General features: G+C 52.4%; 24 protein-coding genes and 1 pseudogene. 7 read left to right on the top strand and 18 right to left on the bottom strand.

Annotated features, from left to right (window positions below; all coding sequences use genetic code 11):
* The first annotated feature begins 11 nt into the window (after nt 1-11).
* Entirely contained in the window at nt 12-971 is a 960-nt protein-coding gene (locus tag WFP70_RS19675) for a LysR substrate-binding domain-containing protein (RefSeq protein ID WP_337024208.1), read from the top strand.
* Between the two features lie 26 nt (nt 972-997).
* Here WFP70_RS19675 and WFP70_RS19670 read toward each other — a convergent pair whose 3' ends face one another.
* Nucleotides 998-1,303, bottom strand: a complete 306-nt coding sequence (locus tag WFP70_RS19670) for a DUF1471 domain-containing protein (RefSeq protein ID WP_045815559.1) — start codon at nt 1,301-1,303, stop codon at nt 998-1,000.
* A 279-nt stretch (nt 1,304-1,582) separates the two neighbouring features.
* The gene (gene kup, locus WFP70_RS19665) at nt 1,583-3,451 is read right to left on the bottom strand and encodes a low affinity potassium transporter Kup (protein ID WP_337024207.1); all 1,869 of its coding nucleotides are present in this window, start codon (nt 3,449-3,451) and stop codon (nt 1,583-1,585) included.
* Between the two features lie 355 nt (nt 3,452-3,806).
* Here kup and WFP70_RS19660 point away from each other — a divergent pair, with 355 nt between their 5' ends.
* Nucleotides 3,807-4,916: an SDR family oxidoreductase gene (locus tag WFP70_RS19660; protein WP_313374417.1), complete on the top strand. Its 1,110-nt coding sequence runs from the start codon at nt 3,807-3,809 to the stop codon at nt 4,914-4,916.
* 45 nt (nt 4,917-4,961) lie between these two features.
* Here the strand turns inward: WFP70_RS19660 and WFP70_RS19655 are convergent, their stop codons facing one another.
* Nucleotides 4,962-5,762, bottom strand: coding sequence for a MetQ/NlpA family ABC transporter substrate-binding protein (locus tag WFP70_RS19655; RefSeq protein WP_160833866.1), 801 nt, complete (start codon nt 5,760-5,762; stop codon nt 4,962-4,964).
* A 402-nt stretch (nt 5,763-6,164) separates the two neighbouring features.
* Between WFP70_RS19655 and WFP70_RS19650 the strand changes: the two genes are divergently transcribed.
* Nucleotides 6,165-6,371, top strand: coding sequence for a hypothetical protein (locus tag WFP70_RS19650; RefSeq protein ID WP_153012345.1), 207 nt, complete (start codon nt 6,165-6,167; stop codon nt 6,369-6,371).
* A 292-nt stretch (nt 6,372-6,663) separates the two neighbouring features.
* Here the strand turns inward: WFP70_RS19650 and WFP70_RS19645 are convergent, their stop codons facing one another.
* Together WFP70_RS19645 and WFP70_RS19640 are read right to left on the bottom strand one after the other, a co-directional pair.
* The gene (locus WFP70_RS19645; RefSeq protein ID WP_337024206.1) at nt 6,664-7,452 is read right to left on the bottom strand and encodes an MBL fold metallo-hydrolase; all 789 of its coding nucleotides are present in this window, start codon (nt 7,450-7,452) and stop codon (nt 6,664-6,666) included.
* Nucleotides 7,453-7,622: 170 nt separating this feature from the next.
* Nucleotides 7,623-7,955: a gamma-glutamylcyclotransferase family protein gene (locus WFP70_RS19640; RefSeq protein ID WP_034823962.1), complete on the bottom strand. Its 333-nt coding sequence runs from the start codon at nt 7,953-7,955 to the stop codon at nt 7,623-7,625.
* Between the two features lie 156 nt (nt 7,956-8,111).
* Here WFP70_RS19640 and WFP70_RS19635 point away from each other — a divergent pair, with 156 nt between their 5' ends.
* On the top strand, nt 8,112-9,131 hold the full coding sequence (locus WFP70_RS19635) for an MBL fold metallo-hydrolase (protein ID WP_337024205.1): 1,020 nt from the start codon (nt 8,112-8,114) through the stop codon (nt 9,129-9,131).
* 78 nt (nt 9,132-9,209) lie between these two features.
* Here WFP70_RS19635 and WFP70_RS19630 read toward each other — a convergent pair whose 3' ends face one another.
* From WFP70_RS19630 to WFP70_RS19580, 11 genes are all read right to left on the bottom strand, one after another.
* Nucleotides 9,210-9,758, bottom strand: coding sequence for an RNA polymerase sigma factor (locus WFP70_RS19630; RefSeq protein WP_337024204.1), 549 nt, complete (start codon nt 9,756-9,758; stop codon nt 9,210-9,212).
* A gap of 5 nt (nt 9,759-9,763) precedes the next feature.
* A complete protein-coding gene (locus WFP70_RS19625; protein ID WP_337024203.1) occupies nt 9,764-10,198 on the bottom strand; it encodes a hypothetical protein in 435 nt (144 codons plus the stop codon).
* 219 nt (nt 10,199-10,417) lie between these two features.
* Nucleotides 10,418-11,704 carry an MmgE/PrpD family protein gene (locus WFP70_RS19620; RefSeq protein ID WP_337024202.1) on the bottom strand — a complete coding sequence of 429 codons (1,287 nt, stop codon included), beginning with the start codon at nt 11,702-11,704 and terminating at the stop codon, nt 10,418-10,420.
* Nucleotides 11,701-12,624, bottom strand: coding sequence for a serine hydrolase domain-containing protein (locus WFP70_RS19615; protein WP_337024201.1), 924 nt, complete (start codon nt 12,622-12,624; stop codon nt 11,701-11,703). Before WFP70_RS19615 ends, WFP70_RS19620 begins: the two co-directional genes overlap by 4 nt.
* Before the next feature lie 35 nt (nt 12,625-12,659).
* Entirely contained in the window at nt 12,660-13,424 is a 765-nt protein-coding gene (locus WFP70_RS19610) for an ABC transporter ATP-binding protein (RefSeq protein ID WP_160867601.1), read from the bottom strand.
* The gene (locus tag WFP70_RS19605; protein ID WP_097119175.1) at nt 13,421-14,284 is read right to left on the bottom strand and encodes an ABC transporter ATP-binding protein; all 864 of its coding nucleotides are present in this window, start codon (nt 14,282-14,284) and stop codon (nt 13,421-13,423) included. The genes WFP70_RS19610 and WFP70_RS19605 overlap by 4 nt, the downstream gene beginning before the upstream one ends.
* Nucleotides 14,277-15,212 carry an ABC transporter permease gene (locus WFP70_RS19600; protein WP_337024200.1) on the bottom strand — a complete coding sequence of 312 codons (936 nt, stop codon included), beginning with the start codon at nt 15,210-15,212 and terminating at the stop codon, nt 14,277-14,279. Before WFP70_RS19600 ends, WFP70_RS19605 begins: the two co-directional genes overlap by 8 nt.
* The gene (locus WFP70_RS19595) at nt 15,209-16,279 is read right to left on the bottom strand and encodes an ABC transporter permease (RefSeq protein WP_058962158.1); all 1,071 of its coding nucleotides are present in this window, start codon (nt 16,277-16,279) and stop codon (nt 15,209-15,211) included. Before WFP70_RS19595 ends, WFP70_RS19600 begins: the two co-directional genes overlap by 4 nt.
* 12 nt (nt 16,280-16,291) lie before the next feature.
* On the bottom strand, nt 16,292-17,884 hold the full coding sequence (locus WFP70_RS19590; RefSeq protein WP_337024199.1) for an ABC transporter substrate-binding protein: 1,593 nt from the start codon (nt 17,882-17,884) through the stop codon (nt 16,292-16,294).
* Nucleotides 17,885-17,901: 17 nt separating this feature from the next.
* A complete protein-coding gene (locus WFP70_RS19585; protein ID WP_337024198.1) occupies nt 17,902-19,329 on the bottom strand; it encodes a M20 family metallopeptidase in 1,428 nt (475 codons plus the stop codon).
* 121 nt (nt 19,330-19,450) lie between these two features.
* A complete protein-coding gene (locus WFP70_RS19580) occupies nt 19,451-20,365 on the bottom strand; it encodes a LysR family transcriptional regulator (RefSeq protein ID WP_058962178.1) in 915 nt (304 codons plus the stop codon).
* A 259-nt stretch (nt 20,366-20,624) separates the two neighbouring features.
* Between WFP70_RS19580 and WFP70_RS19575 the strand changes: the two genes are divergently transcribed.
* A complete protein-coding gene (locus tag WFP70_RS19575) occupies nt 20,625-21,197 on the top strand; it encodes a flavin reductase family protein (protein WP_337024197.1) in 573 nt (190 codons plus the stop codon).
* A gap of 11 nt (nt 21,198-21,208) precedes the next feature.
* Here WFP70_RS19575 and WFP70_RS19570 read toward each other — a convergent pair whose 3' ends face one another.
* A complete protein-coding gene (locus tag WFP70_RS19570) occupies nt 21,209-21,655 on the bottom strand; it encodes a DUF4174 domain-containing protein (protein WP_337024196.1) in 447 nt (148 codons plus the stop codon).
* A 307-nt stretch (nt 21,656-21,962) separates the two neighbouring features.
* On the opposite strand from WFP70_RS19570, the gene vapB reads away from it, so the two are divergent.
* On the top strand, nt 21,963-22,193 hold the full coding sequence (gene vapB, locus WFP70_RS19565) for a type II toxin-antitoxin system VapB family antitoxin (protein WP_337024195.1): 231 nt from the start codon (nt 21,963-21,965) through the stop codon (nt 22,191-22,193).
* Complete coding sequence (locus tag WFP70_RS19560; protein ID WP_337024194.1) at nt 22,190-22,606, top strand: type II toxin-antitoxin system VapC family toxin; 417 nt, start codon at nt 22,190-22,192, stop codon at nt 22,604-22,606. Before vapB ends, WFP70_RS19560 begins: the two co-directional genes overlap by 4 nt.
* A gap of 24 nt (nt 22,607-22,630) precedes the next feature.
* On the opposite strand, the pseudogene WFP70_RS19555 reads toward WFP70_RS19560, so the two are convergent.
* Nucleotides 22,631-22,921 (bottom strand): annotated as a pseudogene (locus WFP70_RS19555) (helix-turn-helix domain-containing protein); the annotation flags it as partial.
* Between the last annotated feature and the right edge of the window lie 212 nt (nt 22,922-23,133).

Here is a 23,133-nt window from a genome sequence, read left to right as displayed (position 1 = left end):
TGCGTAATAGTATGAAGCTCTTGCTTGCCGGGAAAAACGTTCAGAAACCGCTACAGGGCTGGCCCTCTGTCGAAGACCTCTATGTGTTTATCAGCGTGGCGCGTCATGGTGGTTTTGGTCGCGCTGCCGTGGAGCTGGGCCAGTCTCCATCGTATATCAGCAAACGTATCGCCATTCTTGAGAAACAGCTCGACACCCGGCTTTTCTTCCGCACCAATCGGGTGATGCGACTGACGCCAGAGGGAGAGAAAGCGCTGGAGGGGGCGCTGCAAGTGGTACAGGAAATGGATGCGTTTCTGAATAATTTTCAGCAGTGGCGCGGTGAATTAACCGGTGAGTTGACCGTTGGCTGTTCGCTGGGATTTGGTCAGGCGTATTTATCTGATGCCATTTCAGCCTTTATTTCTCAGCATCCATCTTTAAATATCAAACTCATTTTAAGCGATCGTGAGATTGATTTGATGCAATCCGGCACCGATGTGGATATACAGGTTGGCGATAATCTGAATCACTCTTACATCGCGCGTAAACTGGCCGTTAATCGGCGTATTCTTTGCGCATCCCCTGAATATTTAGCGCGCGCTGGGGCGGTCAATTCGCTGGATGAATTAATTGACCACAGCTGCCTTATCATCAATGAAAAGAACAATTCATTCGGTAATTGGGCGCTGACTGACGGTAAGCAACAGGTATTGTGCCGACTGAATAGCCATTATTCGTCAAACAGTGGCAAGGTCATTTTAAACTGGGCGTTGAAGTCACACGGGATTGCGCTCCGCTCGGCATGGGATGTGGTGCCTTTTCTCAGCACTGGCGAATTGGTCCATGTTTTACCGCAGTGGTATCAGCAGGCGAATATCTGGGCGGTGTATACGCAACGGACATCGGAATCGCCGCGCATGAAAGTGTTTATTGATTTTCTCGCCGAATACTTTGCAGATAAAAGCCTGTCACAAGAGTGGCAGGCTTAAATACAACAGCGAAGGGGGGGTTAACATCAGCCGTACGCCACTTTGCTATTGATATGGTACAGGGTTGCGGTAGCCGCCATTACATGCTGACCATCGTGGCCCGGCTCATGGGATTCAACATCAGTGATGTGATAACCCACGGCCCCTGCAGCGAGCGTTTTTTTCACAATCGCATCAGTCAGTTCTTCCATCGAAGTCGCCCAGCTCACGGAAGTAAAGCCCACAGGATGAATTGATGATAATTCACGATGGGTCAAATCCGCACGGACTAAAACGGGTTTAACATTTTGCGGTGTGAAAATAGAGATAACGTCATTAATAAGTTCTTTCATGGTCTTACTCCTCAAAATAACTGCTGAGCCGATTTCGAAGCTATGCATTTTATTGTTGATGGTGATTTTATACATTCCGACAGTTGCGCACGGCAGGTAATGAGTGCCGGTAGGCTTAATAAACACCTTTTGAGGTTATGCGTTTTAGCTTTAATTGCTAATTAGTTGTTAAGAAAAGTTCAGCCACAACTCCGTTAAACTTTCGGGAATATTCTTTCATCTGGTTACATTTGTGGCAGAGCAATAAGTTGATTGGGGCGTCATGCACGCCCCATTTTGTTAAAACTCGCGTTGTCCACCCAGTTCGATAACGCGATTGGGGGGAATATTAAATTGCTCATGCGCACGCAGCGCATTGCGTTGGCAGAAGTGAAAGATGCCGCCTTTTATTCTTGCCAGTCCGCGGCGTTTTTTCATCACCAGGGTGTCGTGTGAGGTAAAGAAAGACGCTTCATTCAGCGTGCAGCCAAAACCTTCCAGTCCGCACAGGTGTAAAACCTCCGCCATTGAAGGGACTTCTCGCCAGCCGTATGCCGCGGTTACCTGCCAAAAGGACGGCGAAAGTTGGGTGATGGTGATGCGCTTCTGATTGTGCACGCGTGGCGTATCTGTCGTGCGGATGTTCAGCAACACCACGCGCTTATGCAGCACCCGGTTATGCTTGAGGTTATGCAGCAGCGCCTGTGGAATCTCAAACTCTTTACGCGCCAGGAAGATGGCAGTACCCGGTACACGACTGGGCGGATTGGTTTCCAGTGATTTCACCATCGCCTGCAGGCTTTCCGGATCGTTGTTCAATTTTTTGATTAACCGATTACGCTCGGTGCTCCAGATCAGCATCAACCCCATCATGGTCAGCGCCATCAGTACCGGAACCCAACCGCCTGACAGCAGTTTCATCAGGTTCGCCGCAAACAGCGGCACGTCAATGCTCAGCATACATAGCAGGAAAATCACCGCCAGCGGCAGTGGCCATTTCCAGTTACGCAGCGCCACCACGCCGGCCAGACAGGCGGTGATCACCATAGTGCCGGTCACCACGATACCGTAAGCGGAGGAGAGGGCCGAGGACTGACGGAACGCCAGCACAATCACCGTTACCGCAACAAACAGCAGCCAGTTCACCACAGGAATGTAGATTTGGCCAGATTCAGTATGCGAGGTGAACACAATACGCATGGGTGGCAGAAACCCCTGACGAATCGCTTGATGCGTCAGGGTGTAAACGCCGGTAATCACCGACTGGGCTGCGATCACCGTGGCGAGCGTTGACAGCACAATCAAGGGAATCTGTCCCCAACCCGGCGCGAGGTTGAAGAACGGGTTATTGACCGCCTTTGCATCCGCAATCACCAGCGCCCCCTGACCGAAGTAATTCAGCACCAATGCCGGCATGGCAATCACCAGCCACGCCAGGCGGATCGGCGCTTTGCCGAGATGTCCCATATCCGCATACAGCGCCTCGGCACCGGTAACGGCCAGTACCACCATACCCATCGCGGCAAAGGCGAGCGCTTCATGAGTCAGCAAAAAGGTCAGCGCGTAGCTGGGATTCAGCGCCTGCAAGACCGTGGGGTTGAGCGCAATCCCGCGAATACCCAGTAAACCAATCGAGACGAACCAAACAAACATCACCGGCCCAAATACTTTACTGACTTTTTCCGTACCGTGTTTCTGGATGAAGAACAACAGCGTGAGTATGAGTACCGCCAGTGGGACCACGTATTTGTCGAGTTGGGGTGATACCACCTCAATCCCTTCAATGGCGGAGAGCACCGAAATCGCCGGCGTGATGATGCCATCACCGTAAAAGAAGGCGCCACCCGTCAAACCGGCCAGAATAATGATGTGACCAATCTTCGGACCGACGTTACGACGCGCCAGTGACATCAGCGTTAAAATACCGCCTTCACCATCATGGTCGGCACGCATGACAAAGCAGACATATTTCAGGGTAACGATCAGGGTTAACGCCCAGAAAATCAGTGACAGAAAACCCATCACGGCAGTGGTTGAGATTGATCCATCCGGTAAGATCGACAGGCACTCTTTCAGGGTGTAAAGCGGGCTGGTACCGATATCACCAAACACGATCCCTGCGGCGGCCAACATGCCAGCAGGCAGAGACTGTTTCTCGGTCTGACTCATATATTTCCTGTTTCTTATCAGCGTGGAACGGCGATGGCTGTGTCTATGACGGCGAACATACCTGTTTACCCGAACGGTTAATAGCGGGTGGTGGTTTTGTGACCTGCATTTTTACGCCTGGCAGCGAAATTTTTACGACATTTTTATATCGCGGCGGTTTTTTAATCTCAGAATAGACGAACGGTGAGAAATAAAATGACGGATGGTTATCAGAGATAAACGAAAGCTAACTGGACCGCTTTTTCCCTCACCTTGTGCAGATCGCATTTATCCGCCATTTATCTGCGCTGGCATACATTCGAAGCCACGCTCAATGGACCGTTTTCGTCCAGAAACCAACTGATAGCTGAATACTATGAATACGATTTTAATTACTGGCGCAACCGGATTTTTAGGCGGAGCAGTAACGGTTAACTTATTGAAGAAAAGCGAGAATAATCGACTGTTACTGCTGGTGCGCGGTGATTCACCCACCGAAGGACTGAGTCGGTTGCAATCCAATCTGGCTAAATTTGGCGTGGCACAAAATCTGTTGGATACACTGACCACAGATAACATTCTTATTGGCGATCTCGCGGAACCAGAGCGGTTTACTGCCGACCCGCGTCTGGATAGCGTTACGCATGTGCTCAACTGTGCGGCTGTGGCTTCGTTTGGGGCGAATCCTTACATCTGGAAAGTTAACGTTGAAGGAACTTTCACCTTCGCCAGTCGTATGAATCAGGTCAGCGGACTTAAGCGCTTTATTCATGTCGGAACGGCAATGTCTTGTGCGCCGGAAGCTAACACCCTGGTGACCGAGAGCAAACTGAATACGCTGCGCGATCAGCACATTGTTGAGTACACCTGGAGTAAAGCCACGGTGGAAAAAATGATGAGCGAGATGTTACCCGAACTGCCGCTGGTTATTGCGCGTCCCTCTATTGTTGTGGGCCATTCCGATCATGGCTGCACGCCATCGCCGAGTATTTTCTGGGTGTTCCGCATGGCACTGACATTGGGTAAGTTTATGTGTGAGCTGGACGATCGTATTGATGTGGTGCCTGTGGATTATTGTGCAGATGCGCTGGAGCTGTTGTTGACCGCTGAAAACGTCGATAAAAGCATTATTCACATTTCGGCGGGGCTCAACAGCAGTGTCACCTTCGCGGAGATTGATAAAGCGATGGCGAAAGCCTCAGGCAATGTGCCCGTGGGCGAGAGTTATCAGAAAGTGAATTATCGCGAGCTGGCCGAAAGTAAGAAAAACTTCGCGTCGTTATTTGGGCCGTGCAATGAGCGGATTGTGTTGCGCGCCATGAATCTTTACGGCCATTTCTCCAAACTCAACGTGGTGTTCTGCAATGAGAAGTTGCTGGAGTTAGGCATGCCGCCCTCCTCGAAATTTACTGATTACCTGCACCGCTGCGTGACCTCGACACAGGATTCAACCATCGCTGAATTGATGGCAGTGGATTTTAAGTAATAAAAAGCCGCGCAACACGCCTGTTGCGCGGCTTTTAAGCGGCTATTACCAACCCTTGATAATGTCGCCTTTGTAAATCTCGTTAGCTTTATCCAGCACTTCCTGCGACTGGAAAGCCTCTTTTAGCTTCTGCACATTCGCGCTGTCTTTGTTATCTTCGCGCGCCACAATCGCATTCACATACGGCGACGCTTTGCCTTCCATAAACATGCCATCCTTCGACGCGGAGAGGTTAACCAGCGCGGCAAAGTTGTTATTGATGATGGAGATATACACCTGCGGATCGTCGAGAGTACGGGCCAGTTGCGGGGTATCCACTTCAACGATTTTAAGTTTCTTCGGATTATCTGTGATATCCAGCGTCGTTGGCAGCAAGCCCGCTTCGGGTTTCACTTTGATCAGTCCCTGAGCTTGCAACAGCAACAGGCTGCGACCGAGAGTGGTTGCTTCGTTAGAGATGGTGATGGTCGCGCCATCTGGCAACGCATCGAGCGCTTTGATCTTGCGGGAATAGCCGGCAATCGGGAACACAAACGTGTTGGTGACCACGGCGAACTTATAGCCACGCTCTTTCGACTGCATTTCCAGATAAGGCAAGCTCTGGAAGGCGTTGGCATCGACATCTTTATTGAACAGGGCTTCGTTCGGTTGTACATAATCGTTAAATGCCACCACATCGACATCCAGATGATATTTATCATGAGCGACCTGTTTAACGGTCTGCCAGAGCGCTTCGTCAGGACCGGTGTTAATGGCGACTTTGATGGCATTGTCTTTGTTGTTGTCGCAGGCGCTCAGCAGTGAAACTGCAGCGGCGAGAAGGGTGGTAACGAGTAATTTGTTCATAGTACGAGTCCCTGAGTAACGTAGGAGACGGACTATAATATACGTCTGGACGTCTGTACATCCGTGAATGGTTCGTTCGTCGAAATTTCGTCCGGTCTAAAAAGCACCGATGTATAGCAAATAATAATTAATATCGGTGAGTGACGTTGTGCATTGTTGATATATCCAGCAAGCAATCATCAAGAAAACCCACAGTTTTACGTTTCGCTTTAAGGGTAAATTGCACTCTTCAGAGCTGAGATCGATCTCATTAATCAGAGAATCTGCGGGTTTTAAAGCGGGTGGCCGCAATCCTTCATCGGATTTTTTGCAGATTGTAATATTAATATAACTGCATTGTGCATCAAGAGACTTACAAGATAATCTGTTGAAGCAGATTATCTTGTTATAGATCGGGAGAAGATGATGGAGTCTGTTAAAGCGTTGGATATGGAGCAGTTAAACTCGTTTTTGAGTAGCGGTAAACACCCTTCAGTTATTATTGGCTTCAATTTAACCAGTGATGCGTTTTTCAATATGGCAGCATACTGGCGTGAACGCGGCGTCACGATTGAAAAACACGATAACTATTTTGTCGCCAAATCGGACAGTTCAGTGACCACGTCCTGAATCGAAAAATTTCTATTATTCAAAGCGCGAGTTTATTAAAGGCATGCAGATCGCTGATTGCCTGTTCCCGCGCTTCAGCTTCCTGCACCACCATTAATTCCTGTAGATCTTTTTGTGCGAAACGCACACGCCCCCCAGCCTCAGTGAAACGAGTCCTTAAGTTTGTCTACGGGCTAAGCCCCGTTGCGTGTTCAATTTACGGGTCTTGATGCAATCAAAACTATTGATGATGGCCCGTTATTCCCATCTGTAAGAACCAGGTAAACGGGGCAATACCGGGCTAATCGGGTCATTATTGCAGGCAGCGGATATAACGTTCAGCTGCCTGTCTGACAATGGATTGTGCCTGCTGTGTCATTTCCCGACCGGCAAAAGCGCCATAAATCTGCGAGAAGGTGACCTTATCCAGTCGGTGAATGAGCGTATTCACCGTAGCAGCAGAAAGCGGCAACATGTTGGGATAGCTCCACATGAATGACACGGAATTTGCACCGGGTGTCACTTGCACAACATCACCACTCAACAGCACGCCATCATGTTGCGACCAGTGCAGTACACAGCCTCCTTTAAAATGCCCACCCAGGCGTAATAACGTGACATCGGGCAGTAAATCCAATTCGTCACCTTGCCAGAGATGAATATGCGAGCTCTGGCGCATAATCCATTCCCGATCATCCTCATGCAAATAGATGGGTGCATTAAATGCCGCAGCCCAGTCTTGCATGGTGCTGTAGTAATGGGGATGAGAAATGGCAATGGCATCAATACCGCCGAGTGCGTGTACCAATGATTCCGTGGCGTCATCCAGATTCGCAATGCAGTCCCAGAGAATATTCCCCTGCGCGCTTTGCAGTAAAAAAGCACGTTGGTTGATGGCGAAACTCGGGACAGTTTGCAGGCTGAATAATCCCTTTAGATACTGCTGCCATTTATTTTGATGTGTGGCACGCAGAGCCGAGAATGCCAGCCATTGCTGCCCTTTGACAGGCACAAACTGCCGCTCGTCTTCGCAAATTTTGCAATGTGAGATGCCTGGATCATCTTCATAAGAAGTACTGCAGGCGGTGCAGAGTTTGCTCATCTGAATGCTCCTTGATGCGGTTTGCATTCATTCTAGCCTGGCTTATTAAGTGCGAGCGTGCTGCAACCCATACCGCAGAGAATACCTGTGCCGCAGTAGCCAGATGTATTCTCATCTCGCAAGGTATCGTGGGTGTTGCGCTTGCTTTGGCTGGAAAAGAGCAGGGCAGACTAGGCCTGTGGCGGCTGTAACTGATAAATCCACGCTGTGATTTTCTCTCCTTCGAGGGTGGTGACTTCAACATCAACACGATCATAGCCCTCCTCGAACTCATCCAGCATTGTCCAGTGCGCGGTCAGATGCTCTGAGAAGAAGAGTGAGCCTTTGACAAGGCCCGCATTGTTGTCCAGCACAATGCCGGGAAAATCCGCTGCCGCGCCCCAGCCGCGTTCATAGAAGATGCCGTTGACCGTTCCGGGCAGCCACTCTCCACCGATACTGTCCAGAATATGCGCATTTGAATGACCTGGTTGCAAGGTGCCGTATACAAATAAAGGTTTCATTTTCCCTCGAAAAATCAAACAAAAGAGTGACTTTAGCGCTCAGGAAATGAAAAGTCATCTGAAGGTTGAATTTCATGACCAGACCGCCCGTTATGCCATATAGGGTTCACTAAAACACGGTATTGTGAGCCATCGCATCCGGCCAGGAATAGATCAATGTTAAATTGTTCAGGCATCTCCCGCAGTGCCATCAAGGGTTATCCGCAATCCGCACAGTTCGATGGCAAGCGTTTCACCAATGCTGCTCCCCGGCAGCCGTTGAAATTCAGCGAATATATGAAGATGTTCTGGGATTTAGCGTTTAACAAGCCAAAAGAAACGGTACCTCAGCAGCAATTACCTGTGCAGCCCATCACGTCCGAGGCGCTCGCCATGGCCGCCGAAAACAGTGTGTTTCGACTGGGGCATTCATCGCTGCTGCTCAAATTGAAAGGCAAGTATTGGCTTACTGACCCAGTATTTAATCTGCGAGCGTCTCCCTTTCAGTGGCTCGGGCCAAAGCGTTTTCAGGCTGCGCCCATCGAGCTGAGCGATTTACCGCCTATTGAGGGCATTATTTTGTCCCATGACCATTATGATCATCTGGATTACCAGACGATCATGCAGTTGAAAGATCGTGTTCGCTATTTCCTCGCTCCGCTGGGCGTCGGCGATTTACTGGCGAAGTGGGGAGTGGCTGAGGAGAAGATCACCCAACTGGATTGGTGGCAATCTACGGAGGTGGGCGAGGTGCATTTTGTCGCCACACCGTCGCAGCACTTTTCCGGACGTGGTTTGTTTGACAGCAATAAACGTTTGTGGTGTTCATGGAGCATCATCACCGATGAGTTTCGTTTATTTTTTGGCGGTGACTCCGGCTATTTTCCGGGCTTTAAAGAAATCGGCAATAAATACGGTCCATTTGATGTTGCCTGCCTGGAGAATGGGGCTTATGACAGCCGGTGGGCGGATATTCACATGATGCCAGAGGATACCATCCGGGCGTTTCAGGATCTAAAGGGAAAATGGTTAATGCCCATTCATAACGCGGCCTTCGATCTTGCTTTCCATCACTGGAATGATCCCCTGATACAAATAGCGGCGCTGGCGCGTGAGCAAAAAATTAAATTGTCTTTACCGGTCATCGGACAAGCCGTGAACATTGTGCAACCAAGGGAAGAAGCGGTCTGGTGGTAACTGGAAATATAGGCTGCTATTTAGGGTAAGTAGCAGCCATTTTTTTTACGATTCAGTCAGTAAAACGCCATGTTTTCATTACTCAGCGGTAAGCTCATCATAAAGACTGCGCAATCGCGTACGCAGGGAAAGCACCGCTTTGTGTTTGCGTGATAACAGCGCCTGGACGCTGACGCCGCTCTCTTCAGACAGGTCGTTGTAGCTGTAACCCAACAACTCTGTTTTTTCGAACACCTCGCGCTGAGCGAGTGGCAGTTCCGCTAAGGCTTCCTCCAGTTCTTCCCATAGCAGTGCTTTGAGATACTCATCTTCCGGCGTTTCCGGCACGCCAAATAGCGTTTCAGCCAGCTCATCTTCGGGAAAATCCGCCTCTTCATCGCCGTTCATCAGATCGGCTAGCGGCAGTTCACGCTTTTTTCGTGCCCGATCGGTCATTTCATTGCGTGCGGCACGGAATAACCAGGCCGCGACATTTTCCACCGGTTGCTCAACCTGCATGAGCTTGTAAGTCACTTCCTGCAGAATGTCGTCAGCATCTTCTCGTACCGACGTGCGCCCGCGGATAAATGCGCTTAATTTTGACCGACAGGCGCTCAACGCGGACATCAGCAGTGAATCCTGCGCCATGGCGTTTACTCTGCGTCTGGCGATTTTGCGGGTGCTTCGTCTGACGGTGAGCGCGCATCATCGCGTCGGCCATGCCAGTCACAGCGATCGCGGCGTCCACGGTGCGAACGTTCACGGCGGTGTTGCATAAACTCTTCGCGCTGTTCTGGGGTCATCTGCATCCAGCGTTCGTGCATACGACGACGTGCCATACCGAACATGCCGGGGCGGAAACCTAAGCCACCAAATAGTATGCGGCACAATACCAGCAGCCCAAGCGCCTGCCAGAACCCAATCGCCTTCACGCCGATGATGGCAGGCAGCACGGCATTCCACAACGACATCACCAGCAGCCCAAGTGCCGCGATGATCACCACGCCGAGCAACAGCGGTTTCATCATGCGATGACCACCAAAATGGTGGTCACGGCGGTGTTGTCTGCGCATATCGAAATCTCTCATTGTTGTTATTCCTCATTACAGTAGCCGATATTGGCTCGTACTGAGGTAGACGAATGAGCGATGTGAATATTGCCAATAAAATGAAAATATTTCCGAGCTTATAAATTTAGCGGTGATACGGTGTCGTTTTACCGATCCGATTCACCGCAGCTCCCAAAGCGTATTCTCCTGCGATGAACGGGATCCATCCAACGATGGCTGCTACCCATACTGTCAGGGTTAAACCATAAGCTGACGTATAAACGTTAAATCAGCTTGCTGCGCTAATTCCTTTAGGCCCTGATAAAGCGATTCTGCCTGGGGTAGCGCTGCACAACAATCTAAGAACTTTGCCTGGCGATCGTCGGTGCTGAAAGGTTCGTCTAACGCACCACGCGCCCGCAATCTGGCGTGGACAATTTCCTGACCATTCCTGAAACGCAAAGTGAGGATATGCGGCAAGTTTCTGTCTTCAGCCTCCTGTTCCGCTGTCCATGGCGCGAGGGTAATCATCGCCAACAGTTGTACATCTGCCTGTTGTTTTACGCTGGCGGCTGTAAAGTCCTGCACGCTCAACGTGCCATTCCTGAGCATCATGGCAACGCAATATTGCATTGAGAAGCGCGCTTGCATTTCATCTTGCGGCTGGTGGTAGGCAAGATTGCGCCAGTTGGCGATCCCGACCTGGCAGTGCACGCTTTCAATGTCGTCAATCTTCAATGTTTGCTGTTGCTGGATATCGGCAATCGCATCGAGAATGCGGTGGGTAGACCCGCAGCACGGATATTTTTTCGGCATCACACCGATTTGTTCAATGACATGCTGCTCAGCGCCGGGCAGCGACGGTTGGCTTAACAGACCGGCATAGAGTTCCGCAAAACCCTGTGCGCACTCAAGAATATCCAGACGACCTTGCATGCCGGTTTGCGCCAGCGCCGCGGCTTCAACGGCATTGCGCGCCGCCATTCCGGCATGAAACGGTTTCAGAGGCGTGCCAAACTGGCCTTTGACCCCACTGGCCAGACTTACCGCAATGCTCAACGTACGGGCAATCCCTGCTGCATCCTGGCCGAGCAGGGCAGCAACACCTGCCGCGCTGCCAATGCAACCCACGGTGGATGTACCATGCCAGCCAGCAGTGTAGTGCTGATAGCCGATGGCTTCGCCTATATAGGCTTGTGCCTGCAAACCAATTAAATAAGCGTGTATCAACGATGCGCCGTCGCTGTTTTGCGCCACGGCCAGCAGTGCCGGTACCAAAACGGCCGATGCGTGACTCATGCCCGGTGCAAAGTTGTCGTCAAAGTCGATAGCGTGAGCGGCCGTGGCGTTGAACAACGCATCGAGCGCCTGGCTACGGGGTATCTGAGGCCATGCCTGCTGCACCGCCTGGGTAGTAAAGTCGCTACGGCCAGCTACCATGCAACCCAGGGTATCAATGATGGCGTCAATCGCCAGTTCACGAGCACGAAGAGTAAAGGGCGGTGGATTGGCACACCACTGTGCCAGAGATTCGATGAGCGTCATGATGATGTCTCCCTGTCCAATACGGTGAGCAGCCTGTGCAACAACGAGCCAATCTGGAAACGGTTCACCTCTTGCCCCGGTGTGCGGGTGTCAACACGATGTACGATCACCCTATTCTGTTGCGGCATCACCAGGCAGAAGTGACCGCCTGCACCACGTGCTGAGTAACTGCCCGCTGGCAGGATCACCTCGGGCCAGGCCACGCCATCGCGCGTGATCCACCACATATAGCCGTAGCCCCCGCGATCGCCCGCATGCGAAACAGGCAAGGTGCTGGTGCGAACCCACTGTTGCGGGATGATTTGTCGATCGCCCCAGCGCCCCTGCTGCAGAAAGAGCTGGCCGAATCGCAGCAGGTCGCGACTTGAGAGCGTAAAGGGATAGGCAGGGTGATCAGAAAATTCACCGGGTTCCAGCCAACTGTCCTGATCAACGCGATAATCCTGCATCCCCAGCGGGTCGGCAATGCGCTGCGCAAACGCCTGGTTGATCTCCTCTCCCGTGAGCTGACGGTAGGCACTGCCCAGCACATTAAAATCCCAGTTGCTATAGCACCAGTTCTCGCCTGGCGCATGCAGGTGGCGCGGGGGTTTAATACGCTGCATCCAGGCGGTTTCATAGTTCGCCGGATGATAAATGCCAGAGCGGGCGGTCAACAGATCGTATAGCGTGGCCTGTTTCTCGCTGACGCTCAGTCCTTCACGGTCATCGATTCCCAGCGTCTGCAAGGTTAAGGAGAGATCAAAACGGCCTTCTGCCACTGCGCAGCCGATCAGCGCACTAAGAAAGCTTTTGCGCATCGAGTGGCAGGGGTAACGCTGGGCAGCATTGCCGTAACTGAACAGGATTTCATCACCCTGCGCCACCAGCAGCACGGCAGTGGCCTGGCCTTCAAGTTGTTGCTGAAGTGATTCAAACATGGCAAAGCCTCATCGTTTTAGTGTGGATCAGAGGTTCACGCCTCACTCGCCGCCAGAAACTCGCGGGTATAGATTTCCCGTGCTCCGCCCTGACGCACGCTATCCGCACTGAGTTCTTCCAGCAATTTGCCGTGATGCATGATGCCGATGCGACGGCAGAGGTGTGTCACGACCGCCAAATCATGCGTCACCATTAAATAAGTGAGGCTGCGCTGCCGTTGCATGCTGCTGAGTAAATTGAGGATTTCAGCCTGAACTGAGACGTCCAGTGCTGAGGTCGGCTCATCCAGTAACAGCACGGAAGGTTCGAGAATGAGGGCCCGCGCGATGGCCACACGCTGACGTTGACCACCAGAAAGTTGATGGGGATAACGATAACGGTAGGCATCGGAAAGTCCGACCGCATGCAGCACATCGCTGATGCGCGCTTCATGGTGATCCATAGCATGCAGCTTCAGCGGTTCACGCAGACTGGCCCACACCATTTTTCTCGGATGGAGCGAGGCGTAAGGGTCCTGAAACACCATCTGCACCTGGCGATAAAAGGCTTTATCTCGCTGCGGCTGCTGTTCACGATTATTGAACAGAATATGGCCCTGATAATCGTGATTCAGGCCAGCCAGCGCGCGCAAAATGGTGGATTTTCCACAACCCGATTCACCAATCAGGCCGTAACACTCTCCTTGTGCCAGCGTCAGGCTAACGTTATCAACCACCTGTCGCCGATGTGCTCCCTGACCGAATGCAATACTGACATCCACCATTTCAATGCTGCGTTGTGCGGTTGGAATGGGATTCATAATGCGACTCCATCACGAAAACAGGGTCCGGTGAGCCAACTGGCATCACGGGTCGGCACACGCAGCGTATCAAGGGGATGATGCAGACGTGGCTGACTGGCAAGTAATGCCTGCGTGTAAGGATGCTGCGCCTGTTCCAGACGTTCGGCACGAATCTCTTCGACAATACGCCCGGCGTACATCACCAGCACGCGATCGCAGAAACGAGAGACCAGATTAAGGTCATGACTGATAAACAGCAGGCCGGTTTGACGCCGCGCCAGCTGTTCATTCAGGATGCTCAGCACCTGCTGGCGCACCGTCACGTCCAGTGCGGAGGTGGGTTCGTCGGCGATGATCAAATCCGGCTCGGGGATCAGCATCATCGCGATCATCACGCGCTGGCCCATACCGCCAGAAATCTCGTGGGGATAGAGGCGTGCCACTTTCGCCACGTCGCGAATATGCACCGATTCCAGCATCGTTAGCGCGCGATCTCTGGCTTCGCTTTTACTCACCCGGCGATGCAACCTGAACGCTTCCGCCACCTGATCGCCAATGCGCATTAGCGGATTAAGCGAGAAGCGGGGATCCTGCAGGATCATTGAAATACGATTTCCGCGAATCTGGCGCATCTGTTTTTCACTGCTGTTGAGCAGATCTATATCACCGAACTGCATCTGATCGGCGGTAACGCGACCGATTTTGGGCGTCAGCTGCAGCAATGCACGGCAGGTCTGTGATTTTCCCGAACCGGATTCACCGACAATCGCCACTTTCTCACGTCCAACATGAAAAGAGACGTCACGTACCGCGCGGTGCTCCCCGTGCGCGCTGCGAAATACGATATTGAGGTTTTTCACCTGAAGCAGATTATTCATGGCGGATATCCATTACGTCGCGCAGGCCATCACCCAACAGGTTGAAGGCGAGACTGGTGAACAATATTGCTAATCCAGGGATGGCAGCGATCCAGCCATTGTTCAGCATGAACTCGCGGCCGGAAGCCAGCATTGCGCCCCATTCCGGACTAGGCGCTTGAGCGCCAAGCCCCAGGAAACCCAGTCCAGCGGCGGTAAGGATAATCGCCGCCATGTTAAGGGTGACGCGCACGATGACAGAAGGCAGGCACATAGGGATGATATGTCGCACGATGATGTGCCAGGCGGATGCCCCTTGTAAGCGTACCGCGGCGATGTAATCCATCTTACGGATTGCCAGAGTTTCGGCGCGCGCAAGGCGGGCAATCGGCGGCCAGGCGGAGAGAGAAATCGCGATGATCGCATTCTCGATGCCTGGCCCCAATGCCGCGACAAACGCCAGCGCCAGAATCAAACTGGGGAAGGCAAGGAAGATATCCACCAGACGCATGAGCACCGTATCAACCCAACCGCCGAGATAACCTGCACTGGTGCCGACCAGTAAGCCAATGGGAGTGATAATCAGCGCGGTTAAGCTCGCGATATACAGCGTGATGCGCGCGCCATACAGCAGACGGCTGTAAATATCCCGACCCAATTCGTCGGTGCCCAGCCAGTGCTCAGCAGAAAACGGTTGCAGGCGGAAGGCGAGGTTTTGGGCATAGATATCGTGAGTGGCTAACCAGGGCGCGAACACCGCCGCGCCAGCAATCATCAACAGCACCAGCAAACCAAATAGCGCTGAGTGGTTAGCGCAAAAGCGTTGCCACTGAATCCATAACAGTTGCATGTGCGCCTGAAACGGTGACTGTGGCGCAGGATCGCGCAGCCAGGCGCGTAAGTGACGCGAAGGATTAACGCGCATCGATTTGTTGACGGAATCGGTCATGCTTCCTCCTGACGCGTGCGCGGATCGAACAGACGATAAAGCAGATCGCACAGCAGATTGATTGCGACAAAAATTGCGCCGATCAGCAGTGTGCAGCCCACCACCGCATTCATATCGCCCGCCAGCAGTGCGTTGGTCAGATAGCGGCCAAAACCGGGCCAGGCAAATACGGTTTCGGTGAGTACCGCGCCTTCCAGCAGCCAGGCCCAGGAAAGGGCCACCACTGTCAGCGTGGGCACGGCGATATTGCGCAGAGCATGCACCCAAACACATCGCGCCCACGACAAACCCTTCACGCGAGCGGTAATGATGTATTCCTGCGACAGTTGTTCCAGCATGAAGCTACGCGTCATACGGCTGATGTAAGCCAGCGCGCTCAAGCCAAGAATCGACGCGGGCAAAATGATGTGACCAAACACGTTGCGGAACATTTCCCAGTTTCCGCTCAGCGCGCTGTCGATCAGCCAGAATCCCGTCACCGGATGTAAATCGAACTCGTAGATAAAATCGATGCGTCCTGGTCCGCCAATCCAGCCGAGCGTGGCGTAAAACAGCAGCAATCCCATCAGACCCAGCCAGAAGTGCGGTGTGGAATAGCTGAGTAGCCCCACGAAGCGGATCAGATGATCGAACCAGGTGTTGCGGTACATTGCCGCCAGCACGCCCGCCGGAATACCGAAACCGACGCCGATAATGGCCGCCACGGTGGCCAGTTCCAGCGTAGCGGGGAAGACGCGCGCGATATCCTGCGCCACCGGATGGCTGGTGGTCAGAGCGATACCAAAATCGAGGTGCAGCAGTTGCCAGACGTAGTCGGCAAATTGGTGCCACAACGGTTGATCCAGCCCCAACTGATGAAACATCTTGTCGTAGGCTTCCTGACTGGCGTTATCGCCTATGATCGCGACCACCGGGTCGATAGGCAGTAAGCGACCAATAAAGAAGGTCAGGGCCGCTAACCCCAGTAGCGTGCAAACAATCGAGATAAGCCCACGAGCAAGGCGTCTTATCAGACGCCAGCCAGCGGAAGGGGGGTTGTGTGCAACGGGTATCATGACCTGTGACATCTGCCACCTCCGTTATTTACTTGCGGCACCATACCAAACGCGAAAACCGTTCCAGGTCCAGTTTTTCACCGTTGGGCTAATTCCCGCGGTGTTGTACATCTGGAACATGATCGCCATAGGTCCTTTTTGCATCTGCTCTTTCTGCAGATCGCCATAGAGTGCAGCGCGTTTGGTGTCATCCGGTTCTAACAGTGCGGTTTCCACTTTCTGATTCATCTGCGGATCGTAATAAGCGGCACGCCAGCTTGGATATTGCGTGGCACGCGCTTCTTTACGATTGTCAGGGTTATAAACCAGACGCGAGGCATTGCCGTAGGCATCGGGCACCGAGGTTTGCCACGCCATCATTGCGCTCTGGAATTCCCGGCCACGTACCCGGCTGAACAACTGCGCGTTAGCCATGCGTTCCAGATTGAGTTTCACGCCGATTTTGGCGGCATTCTGCTGTACGCTTTGCGCGATTGGCGCCGAATGCGGCAGGGTGCCAAACAACACCGCCGTACTGAAACCATTGGGATAACCGGCTTCCGTCAGCAACTGTTTGGCTTTATCCAGATCGAGATGGAAAGGCTGACCTTGTTTGGCATCCAGCGCACCAAACGCCCCTTGTTGAACAAAACTGGCGCGCGGCACGCCGAGATAAGGCATGACGCTCTTCGCTAACCCGTCGTAATCGATCAGATAGCGCATGGCGAGACGGACTTTTTCATTTTGGAAAATGGGGTCTTCATTATTGAAGGTCCAGAAAAACAGCTGTGGCTTCAACACTTTTTCCACTTTCACTTTGCCGCCCTGATCCAGCGTTTTCAGATCGTCAGCTGAGAGATCGCGAGCGATATCCACATCGCCCTGCGTCACCAGCAGACGCTGAGTGCCGGTTTCAGCCACATGACGAATCAGAATGCGCTTCAGTACCGGCGCTTTTCCCCAGTAGTTCGGGGTGGCCTGGAGCACCACACCTTCACCGGCATTCCAGCGCACCAGTTGATAAGGCCCAACACAGGCGGTATGAGTGGAAAGGTATTTGTGCCCCAGATCGCCATCCACTGCCTGTTTTTCGACTTCTTTGCGGTTAAGCAGGGAAGAGACGTTATTGGCGGCAATCGCCTGGAGCACCAGATTAGTGGGGTAAGCTTTATCGAAACTCATCACCAGCGTTTTGTCATCGGGCGCGCTAATGCGTGAGTCGACGTTATCTTTATCAAAGCCATACTCCTTGATAGCGGCTGCATTGCCGTAGCCCAGTTTCACGACGCGCTGCATCGACCATGCCAGGTCGCCGGCGGTTGCGGCTGAGCCATCGGCAAATTTCAGGTTGTCCTGTAAATGAAAGGTGATGGTCTTGCGATCGGCAGAGACATCCCAACTTTTCGCCAATGCAGGATCGAGCTGCGTTTCATCGCTGACGCGAAAATCAACAAGGGTGTCACAGGTGTTCGAATAGATTTCACTGGTGACCACTTCACCAATCTGTGCCGGATCCCAGGTGCTGATGGCATCAATATTCCAAGCCATCACCAAAGAATCGGCGGGCGTTGAGGCCTGTGCTGAGGCGCAACAGGTCGCTGCCAGCGTCAATGCAGCAGTTAACATCTTGTTTTTCATTTATTTCTCCTGAGGCGTTACAGAGTATCCGGGCGTGGCTGAATCGGCGGTTTCACCTCTGCCGGAATAGGGCAGTGATAGGGTTTTTCACTGACCTGCTCGAAATGGGCTTTCTTCATCTGCGCCATCAGTATTTTGTCGGTCAGTACGTCGACCGCCGTCGCGGCCATGACTTTCGCGACATGGCCCAGCGCTTTGTGTGCGGCCGGCATTTTGCCTTGCGCGGTCAGTTGCCATGAGTGACCAGGGGTTCCAATTGCCATGGTGGGTACGTGCGCCTGCACGGTCGGGATCACCCAACTGACATCACCGACATCGGTCGAGCCAATCATGACCTCTCCGTGGGTATCGAGCGGAATGATGTAATCGCTGAGGGGTTTAGGATCGGCGGGTTTCACACCGGTTTTGCGGTAGCAGTTATCAATCTCTTCCGCTGTTAGCGTGGCCTGAATTTCAGCTGCAAAGGCGAGGTCAGCCTGGTCAAATGGCCCCGGACCAAGCGCTTCCAGATTTCGCTGCATCGCTTCTTCTAACGGACGATTGCCAAGCAGGTTGGATACCGCGCTCATGATACTGATATCCACTTCGGTATCGGTCATGATGGCGGCACCCTGAGCCACGCGCTTGACCCGCTCATTCAGTTCAAACATCGCGTGGACATCGCGCGAGCGAATGGCATAGCGCACGGTAGATTTTGCCTGTACCACATTGGGAGCCACACCACCGGCATCGAGGAAGGCGTAATGGATGCGGGAATCTTGCGGCACGTGTTCGCGCAGGAACTGTACGCCAACGTTCATCAATTCGGCGGCATCCAGCGCACTGCGCCCAAGATGTGGAGAAGCCGCAGCGTGGGATGAGCGGCCACGGAAAGCGAAATCCATGCGGGTGTTAGCGAGAGAAAGCGGTTTTGCCACTTCATGATGCGCGCCTGGATGCCAGGTGATGGCCACATCGACGCCATCGAATGCGCCAGCACGCGCCATAAATGATTTGGCCGCACCGCCTTCTTCTGCCGGACAGCCATAATAGCGAACGCGGCCCGGTGTGCCGCTCTCTTCAAGCCATGACTTCAACGCAGTAGCCGCCAGCATGGCAGCCGATCCCAGCAAGTTATGCCCGCAGCCATGACCATGGCCGTTGCCCGGCAGTGGAGAATAACGCGCCACGCCTGCTTCCTGACTCAACCCTGGCAAGGCATCATATTCTCCGAGGAAAGCGATGATGGGACCGCCTTCACCGGCTTCACCCATCACCGCCGTGGGGATGTCGGCCACGTTTTCTGTGACGCGGAATCCTTGCTGATTTAGCATCGCGGTGTGTTCAGCCACCGAACGATACTCGGTATAGCAAATTTCCGGCATGCCCCAGACGCGATCGCTCAGTTCACAAAATACCCCTTGATATTCTTCTACCCACTTCCAGACTAACGCTTTGTTTTCCATGATAGTCCCCAGCTTGGTTGGTCAGGTTTTCGTCTCTCTGAAGCCCCAGCATGGAGTAAATCATCAGCGTAAGGCCAATGAGCAATTCACACTCCCCATTCCAAAACGGCATAGTTTTATGTCAGGCCGCATTAGCCGTCTCGCTGGCACATGCCCGCAGCCACAGTTGTTCAGCCTGAGAATTTTGCAGAATCGGTTGACGATAGAGCCGAATCGCCAGCGACATATCCCAGCTGCTGTCATCGGCGCGCACTAAACTGCCGCTGGCCAGTTCTTCATGTACCAGACTCAGAGGCAACCACGCCACGCCGCCACCGGCCAGGACCATGGCTTTGAGATTCACCGACATACCATTTTCATATACCGCTTCAAGAGGAAGCGGGCGTTTGCTGAGCATTTGCGCCAGCGCATGAGCAAAGAAGGTATGTTGTCCATAACTCAACCACGGAATCGGACCGCCATCCGCGCGCACCGGATAGAGTGGCTTGCCACTGCTATCCGGGCGACACACGGCAATGGCACGCTCACGGCCCAGTTGCACCATGGGATACGCCGCCAGCTGATGTATTAGCGACACCGCATCGTGCGCGTAAGTCAGTAGAAAATCGGTTTCACCGCTGTGTAAGGTGGAGATGTGCTCAGCGAAAGTCGGTTTTTGATTACACAGGCGGATATAGCTGAGATTGGGCTGCAGATTTAATCGCTGTATCCAGTCAGGGAAGAACGTCAGAGAAAGGGTATTTAGCATCGCAAAGCGTAATACCGCAGTGCGCGAACTGTAGCGCTGGTGCAGATCATTGCGCAGATGCGACATGGAAAATACCGTTTCGCTGGCGGTCGCGAGGAAGGTTTGTCCCTCTGGCGTGAGCGTAACCGGATAGGTTTTACGATCGAATAACGGCACACCCAGCCACTCTTCCAGTTGCCGGATGCGCCGACTGAGCGCCGATTGCGTGATATGCCGCTCATCCGCGGCACGGGTAAAACTATAACAGCGTGCAACACTGAGAAAATCTTCAAACCATTTCAATTCCATAGCAAAGACCTCTTTGGATGAATGGGAAAGCAACGTCAGCGGTGGGAAACCTTTTGTTACACGCAAGAAACGCGCCAGGCTTAATTACGGCGGTACAGGCACTGGCACAGCTACGACGCCGTCATAAACGCTTAAGATGGAGCAACCACTGCACTCGTGGGGTGCAGAGGATTTGCCCTGATGATGGCTGGTGATTGGCAAAGTCGAATTGACCAGGCGACAATAAAGGCCTTTGAAATTTAAGCGATGAAATGAATCTATGAATGCCCATATTGAATCTGTTGAGCTGGAAAAAGCCTATCGCCTGATCAACCATGGCCCAACGACATTGGTTTCCTCCCGCCATGACGGGATTGACAATGTGATGTCTGCATCCTGGGTATGTGGATTAGAGTTCAAACCGGCAAAATTGACGGTTGTGCTGGATAAATCCACCTTCACGCGTAAGTTGATTGAGCAAAGCCTGAAATTCGTTATACATGTCCCAACCGTCAGCCAGGCGCAGATGGTTCATTATCTCGGTACGCATTCCCGCACTGAGCAGTCAGATAAGCTAGCCACAGCTGGCGTCGAGTTCTTCCAGTTACCGGAAAGTCATCTCCCTTTGGTGGCTGGCTGTGTGGCTTGGTTGTACTGCGAGTTGATACCCATCGAACAAAATCAGATCGACCACGATTTGTTCATCGGTGAAATCAAGGGTGCCTGGGCGGATAGCCGGGTGTTTAAAGAAGGGCGCTGGTTATTCGAGGACGCACCAGACGAGATGCGCAGTTTGCATTACATCGCCGGGAAACGTTTTTATAAAACGGGCTCACTGCTGGATGTCGAGTGAACCCGTCCAAATCATTCATTGAGTTTGGCCTGGCGCATGGGCATTTTATCAATGGTTGAGAGCAACACCTCAGTATTCAGAGGTGTTGTTTCACGTAGTTTCATTCCACCATCTTTTCCAACCAGCACCACTTCAAATCCTTTCGGATTGAGTTGCTTACGCAAAGTGCCATTAGCTGTGGGTGAAGTATCACTGAACACAATGATATCGCGATCGGCCAATTCTGCTTTCTGCTTCTCCAGCATCGCTATCTGCGCGACATAAGCAGGATCTGTTTTTGATGGGGCGAAGATCACCAGAGGGCGATTGTGCCAGCGATATTGAGTGAGGTCTGAGACCTTCGGCGATAAAGGCTGGAACAGGGGCTCTTCAGCCGCACGAACGTTGTTAAGGCTCATTATTGAACAAATGGCCAACAGCAGCAGTGGCGTCTTCAGCAGTAAATTCGTCTTCGACATGATGGTTTCCCCGGCAGGTTAAAGAACGTGTACTACTAAGGTTAGCGGAACCGTGCGCATGCGTAGGTTACTTCACGTTTCTTTACCCACAGAGGGAAAAATGAAAACAAGAAATGTCTTTCGTGTTGCTAATGTCACCCGGAACTTAAGGCTTCGTGTGTCACATTCTGATGTTTTTCTGAAGAAGAGAACAGGGCATATACATATGTCAAAGCTGGGCATATACTAGACATATGCTGAGTGATAAAGCTCAAAACATAAAGCCGGTGACGGCACCGTGCCGGAAGTCCGTTCAGGAGGATTGATCATGCGAACTGTTTCTGTATTTAAAAATGGCAATAACCGCGCCATTCGTTTGCCACGCGATATGGATTTTGAAGGGGTGAGTGAGTTGGAGATTGTCCGGGAAGGTGACAGCATCATACTGCGTCCCGTACGGCCGACCTGGGGCTCATTTATGCAGCTTGAGAAAGCGGACCCGGATTTTATGACGGATCGCGGGGATGTTGTCAGTGATGAGGGAAGATTTGATCTGTGAACAAAACCTACATGCTGGATACTTGTATATGTTCGTTCATTATGCGCGAGCAACCAGAGGACGTGATCAGACGGCTTGAACAAGCGGTGCTGCGCAACCATCGCATTGTAGTTTCGGCTATTACTTACGCAGAAATGCGCTTTGGTGCTATTGGAAAGAAAGCCTCGCCGCGTCATGGTCAACTGGTTGACGAATTCTGCGCCCGACTTGATGCGATTGTGCCCTGGGATCGGGCGGCGGTGGACGCCACCGCTGTAATTAAGGCCACCCTAAGCGCAGCCGGAACACCGATAGGCCCAAATGACACGGCGATTGCCGGCCATGCCATTGCGGCCGGCGTTATCTTGGTGACAAATAATACCAGGGAATTTGCGAGGGTACCGGATTTGGTGCTGGAAGACTGGGTGAAGTAAGCCGCTGATCAATCTCGGAACGTACCGGAAGCATTTCTGCGGTAATTTGTGGGCAAAACCCACGTAATTTTCACGTAGCAGCGTCAGTATGTGGTGGCGCAGACTCTCATCGATGCGATGTGTGCCGGGCTTTCCACGCCGTGCATCGGTAAGACCGGCTGCACCAGACTCGCGGTAGCGGTTCATCTGCCAATGAACCTGACGCTCGGTAAGATCCAGCTGAGAGGCCGCATCACGTCGACGCAGACGTTTTTCTATAACAGCCTGAATGACGGGAATACGGTGAAGTTCTTTGTTCGACATGGTCACCAGCATAAAGTCTGCATCCTGAGCTGAGCCTGAGGAGATCTAAGGTTAGTTCAGGGACGACATCTGGGAATTGTTCCGTACGACATTAGTGCTTTGGAGTAACAATCAATGTTAAAGCTAAGCAGAGATGACCACTTTTAGGCAAACCTGAGTTGTCCGGATGAGATAAATTGCAGCCTTTCAAATCACAGTATGATGTGGAATTATTGGCAGATAAA

It is taken from the genome of Pantoea sp. USMM079 (genome assembly GCF_037153115.1).
GTDB classification, from domain to species: domain Bacteria; phylum Pseudomonadota; class Gammaproteobacteria; order Enterobacterales; family Enterobacteriaceae; genus Pantoea; species Pantoea communis.
This window is presented reverse-complemented; position numbering and strand designations above follow the sequence as displayed.

Excerpts from the sequence above, each read along its gene's own strand:
- WFP70_RS19625 (WP_337024203.1), bottom strand. The coding sequence starts at position 10,198 with ATGAGAGATTTCGATATGCGCAGACAACACCGCCGTGACCACCATTTT.
- kup (WP_337024207.1), bottom strand. The coding sequence starts at position 3,451 with ATGAGTCAGACCGAGAAACAGTCTCTGCCTGCTGGCATGTTGGCCGCC.
- vapB (WP_337024195.1), top strand. The coding sequence starts at position 21,963 with ATGCGAACTGTTTCTGTATTTAAAAATGGCAATAACCGCGCCATTCGT.
- WFP70_RS19670 (WP_045815559.1), bottom strand. The coding sequence starts at position 1,303 with ATGAAAGAACTTATTAATGACGTTATCTCTATTTTCACACCGCAAAAT.
- WFP70_RS19620 (WP_337024202.1), bottom strand. The coding sequence starts at position 11,704 with ATGACGCTCATCGAATCTCTGGCACAGTGGTGTGCCAATCCACCGCCC.
- WFP70_RS19570 (WP_337024196.1), bottom strand. The coding sequence starts at position 21,655 with ATGTCGAAGACGAATTTACTGCTGAAGACGCCACTGCTGCTGTTGGCC.
- WFP70_RS19595 (WP_058962158.1), bottom strand. The coding sequence starts at position 16,279 with ATGTCACAGGTCATGATACCCGTTGCACACAACCCCCCTTCCGCTGGC.
- WFP70_RS19600 (WP_337024200.1), bottom strand. The coding sequence starts at position 15,212 with ATGACCGATTCCGTCAACAAATCGATGCGCGTTAATCCTTCGCGTCAC.
- WFP70_RS19615 (WP_337024201.1), bottom strand. The coding sequence starts at position 12,624 with ATGTTTGAATCACTTCAGCAACAACTTGAAGGCCAGGCCACTGCCGTG.
- WFP70_RS19635 (WP_337024205.1), top strand. The coding sequence starts at position 8,112 with ATGTTAAATTGTTCAGGCATCTCCCGCAGTGCCATCAAGGGTTATCCG.
- WFP70_RS19630 (WP_337024204.1), bottom strand. The coding sequence starts at position 9,758 with ATGGCGCAGGATTCACTGCTGATGTCCGCGTTGAGCGCCTGTCGGTCA.
- WFP70_RS19585 (WP_337024198.1), bottom strand. The coding sequence starts at position 19,329 with ATGGAAAACAAAGCGTTAGTCTGGAAGTGGGTAGAAGAATATCAAGGG.
- WFP70_RS19580 (WP_058962178.1), bottom strand. The coding sequence starts at position 20,365 with ATGGAATTGAAATGGTTTGAAGATTTTCTCAGTGTTGCACGCTGTTAT.
- WFP70_RS19645 (WP_337024206.1), bottom strand. The coding sequence starts at position 7,452 with ATGAGCAAACTCTGCACCGCCTGCAGTACTTCTTATGAAGATGATCCA.
- WFP70_RS19605 (WP_097119175.1), bottom strand. The coding sequence starts at position 14,284 with ATGAATAATCTGCTTCAGGTGAAAAACCTCAATATCGTATTTCGCAGC.
- WFP70_RS19650 (WP_153012345.1), top strand. The coding sequence starts at position 6,165 with ATGATGGAGTCTGTTAAAGCGTTGGATATGGAGCAGTTAAACTCGTTT.
- WFP70_RS19675 (WP_337024208.1), top strand. The coding sequence starts at position 12 with ATGAAGCTCTTGCTTGCCGGGAAAAACGTTCAGAAACCGCTACAGGGC.
- WFP70_RS19590 (WP_337024199.1), bottom strand. The coding sequence starts at position 17,884 with ATGAAAAACAAGATGTTAACTGCTGCATTGACGCTGGCAGCGACCTGT.
- WFP70_RS19575 (WP_337024197.1), top strand. The coding sequence starts at position 20,625 with ATGAATGCCCATATTGAATCTGTTGAGCTGGAAAAAGCCTATCGCCTG.
- WFP70_RS19610 (WP_160867601.1), bottom strand. The coding sequence starts at position 13,424 with ATGAATCCCATTCCAACCGCACAACGCAGCATTGAAATGGTGGATGTC.
- WFP70_RS19640 (WP_034823962.1), bottom strand. The coding sequence starts at position 7,955 with ATGAAACCTTTATTTGTATACGGCACCTTGCAACCAGGTCATTCAAAT.
- WFP70_RS19655 (WP_160833866.1), bottom strand. The coding sequence starts at position 5,762 with ATGAACAAATTACTCGTTACCACCCTTCTCGCCGCTGCAGTTTCACTG.
- WFP70_RS19660 (WP_313374417.1), top strand. The coding sequence starts at position 3,807 with ATGAATACGATTTTAATTACTGGCGCAACCGGATTTTTAGGCGGAGCA.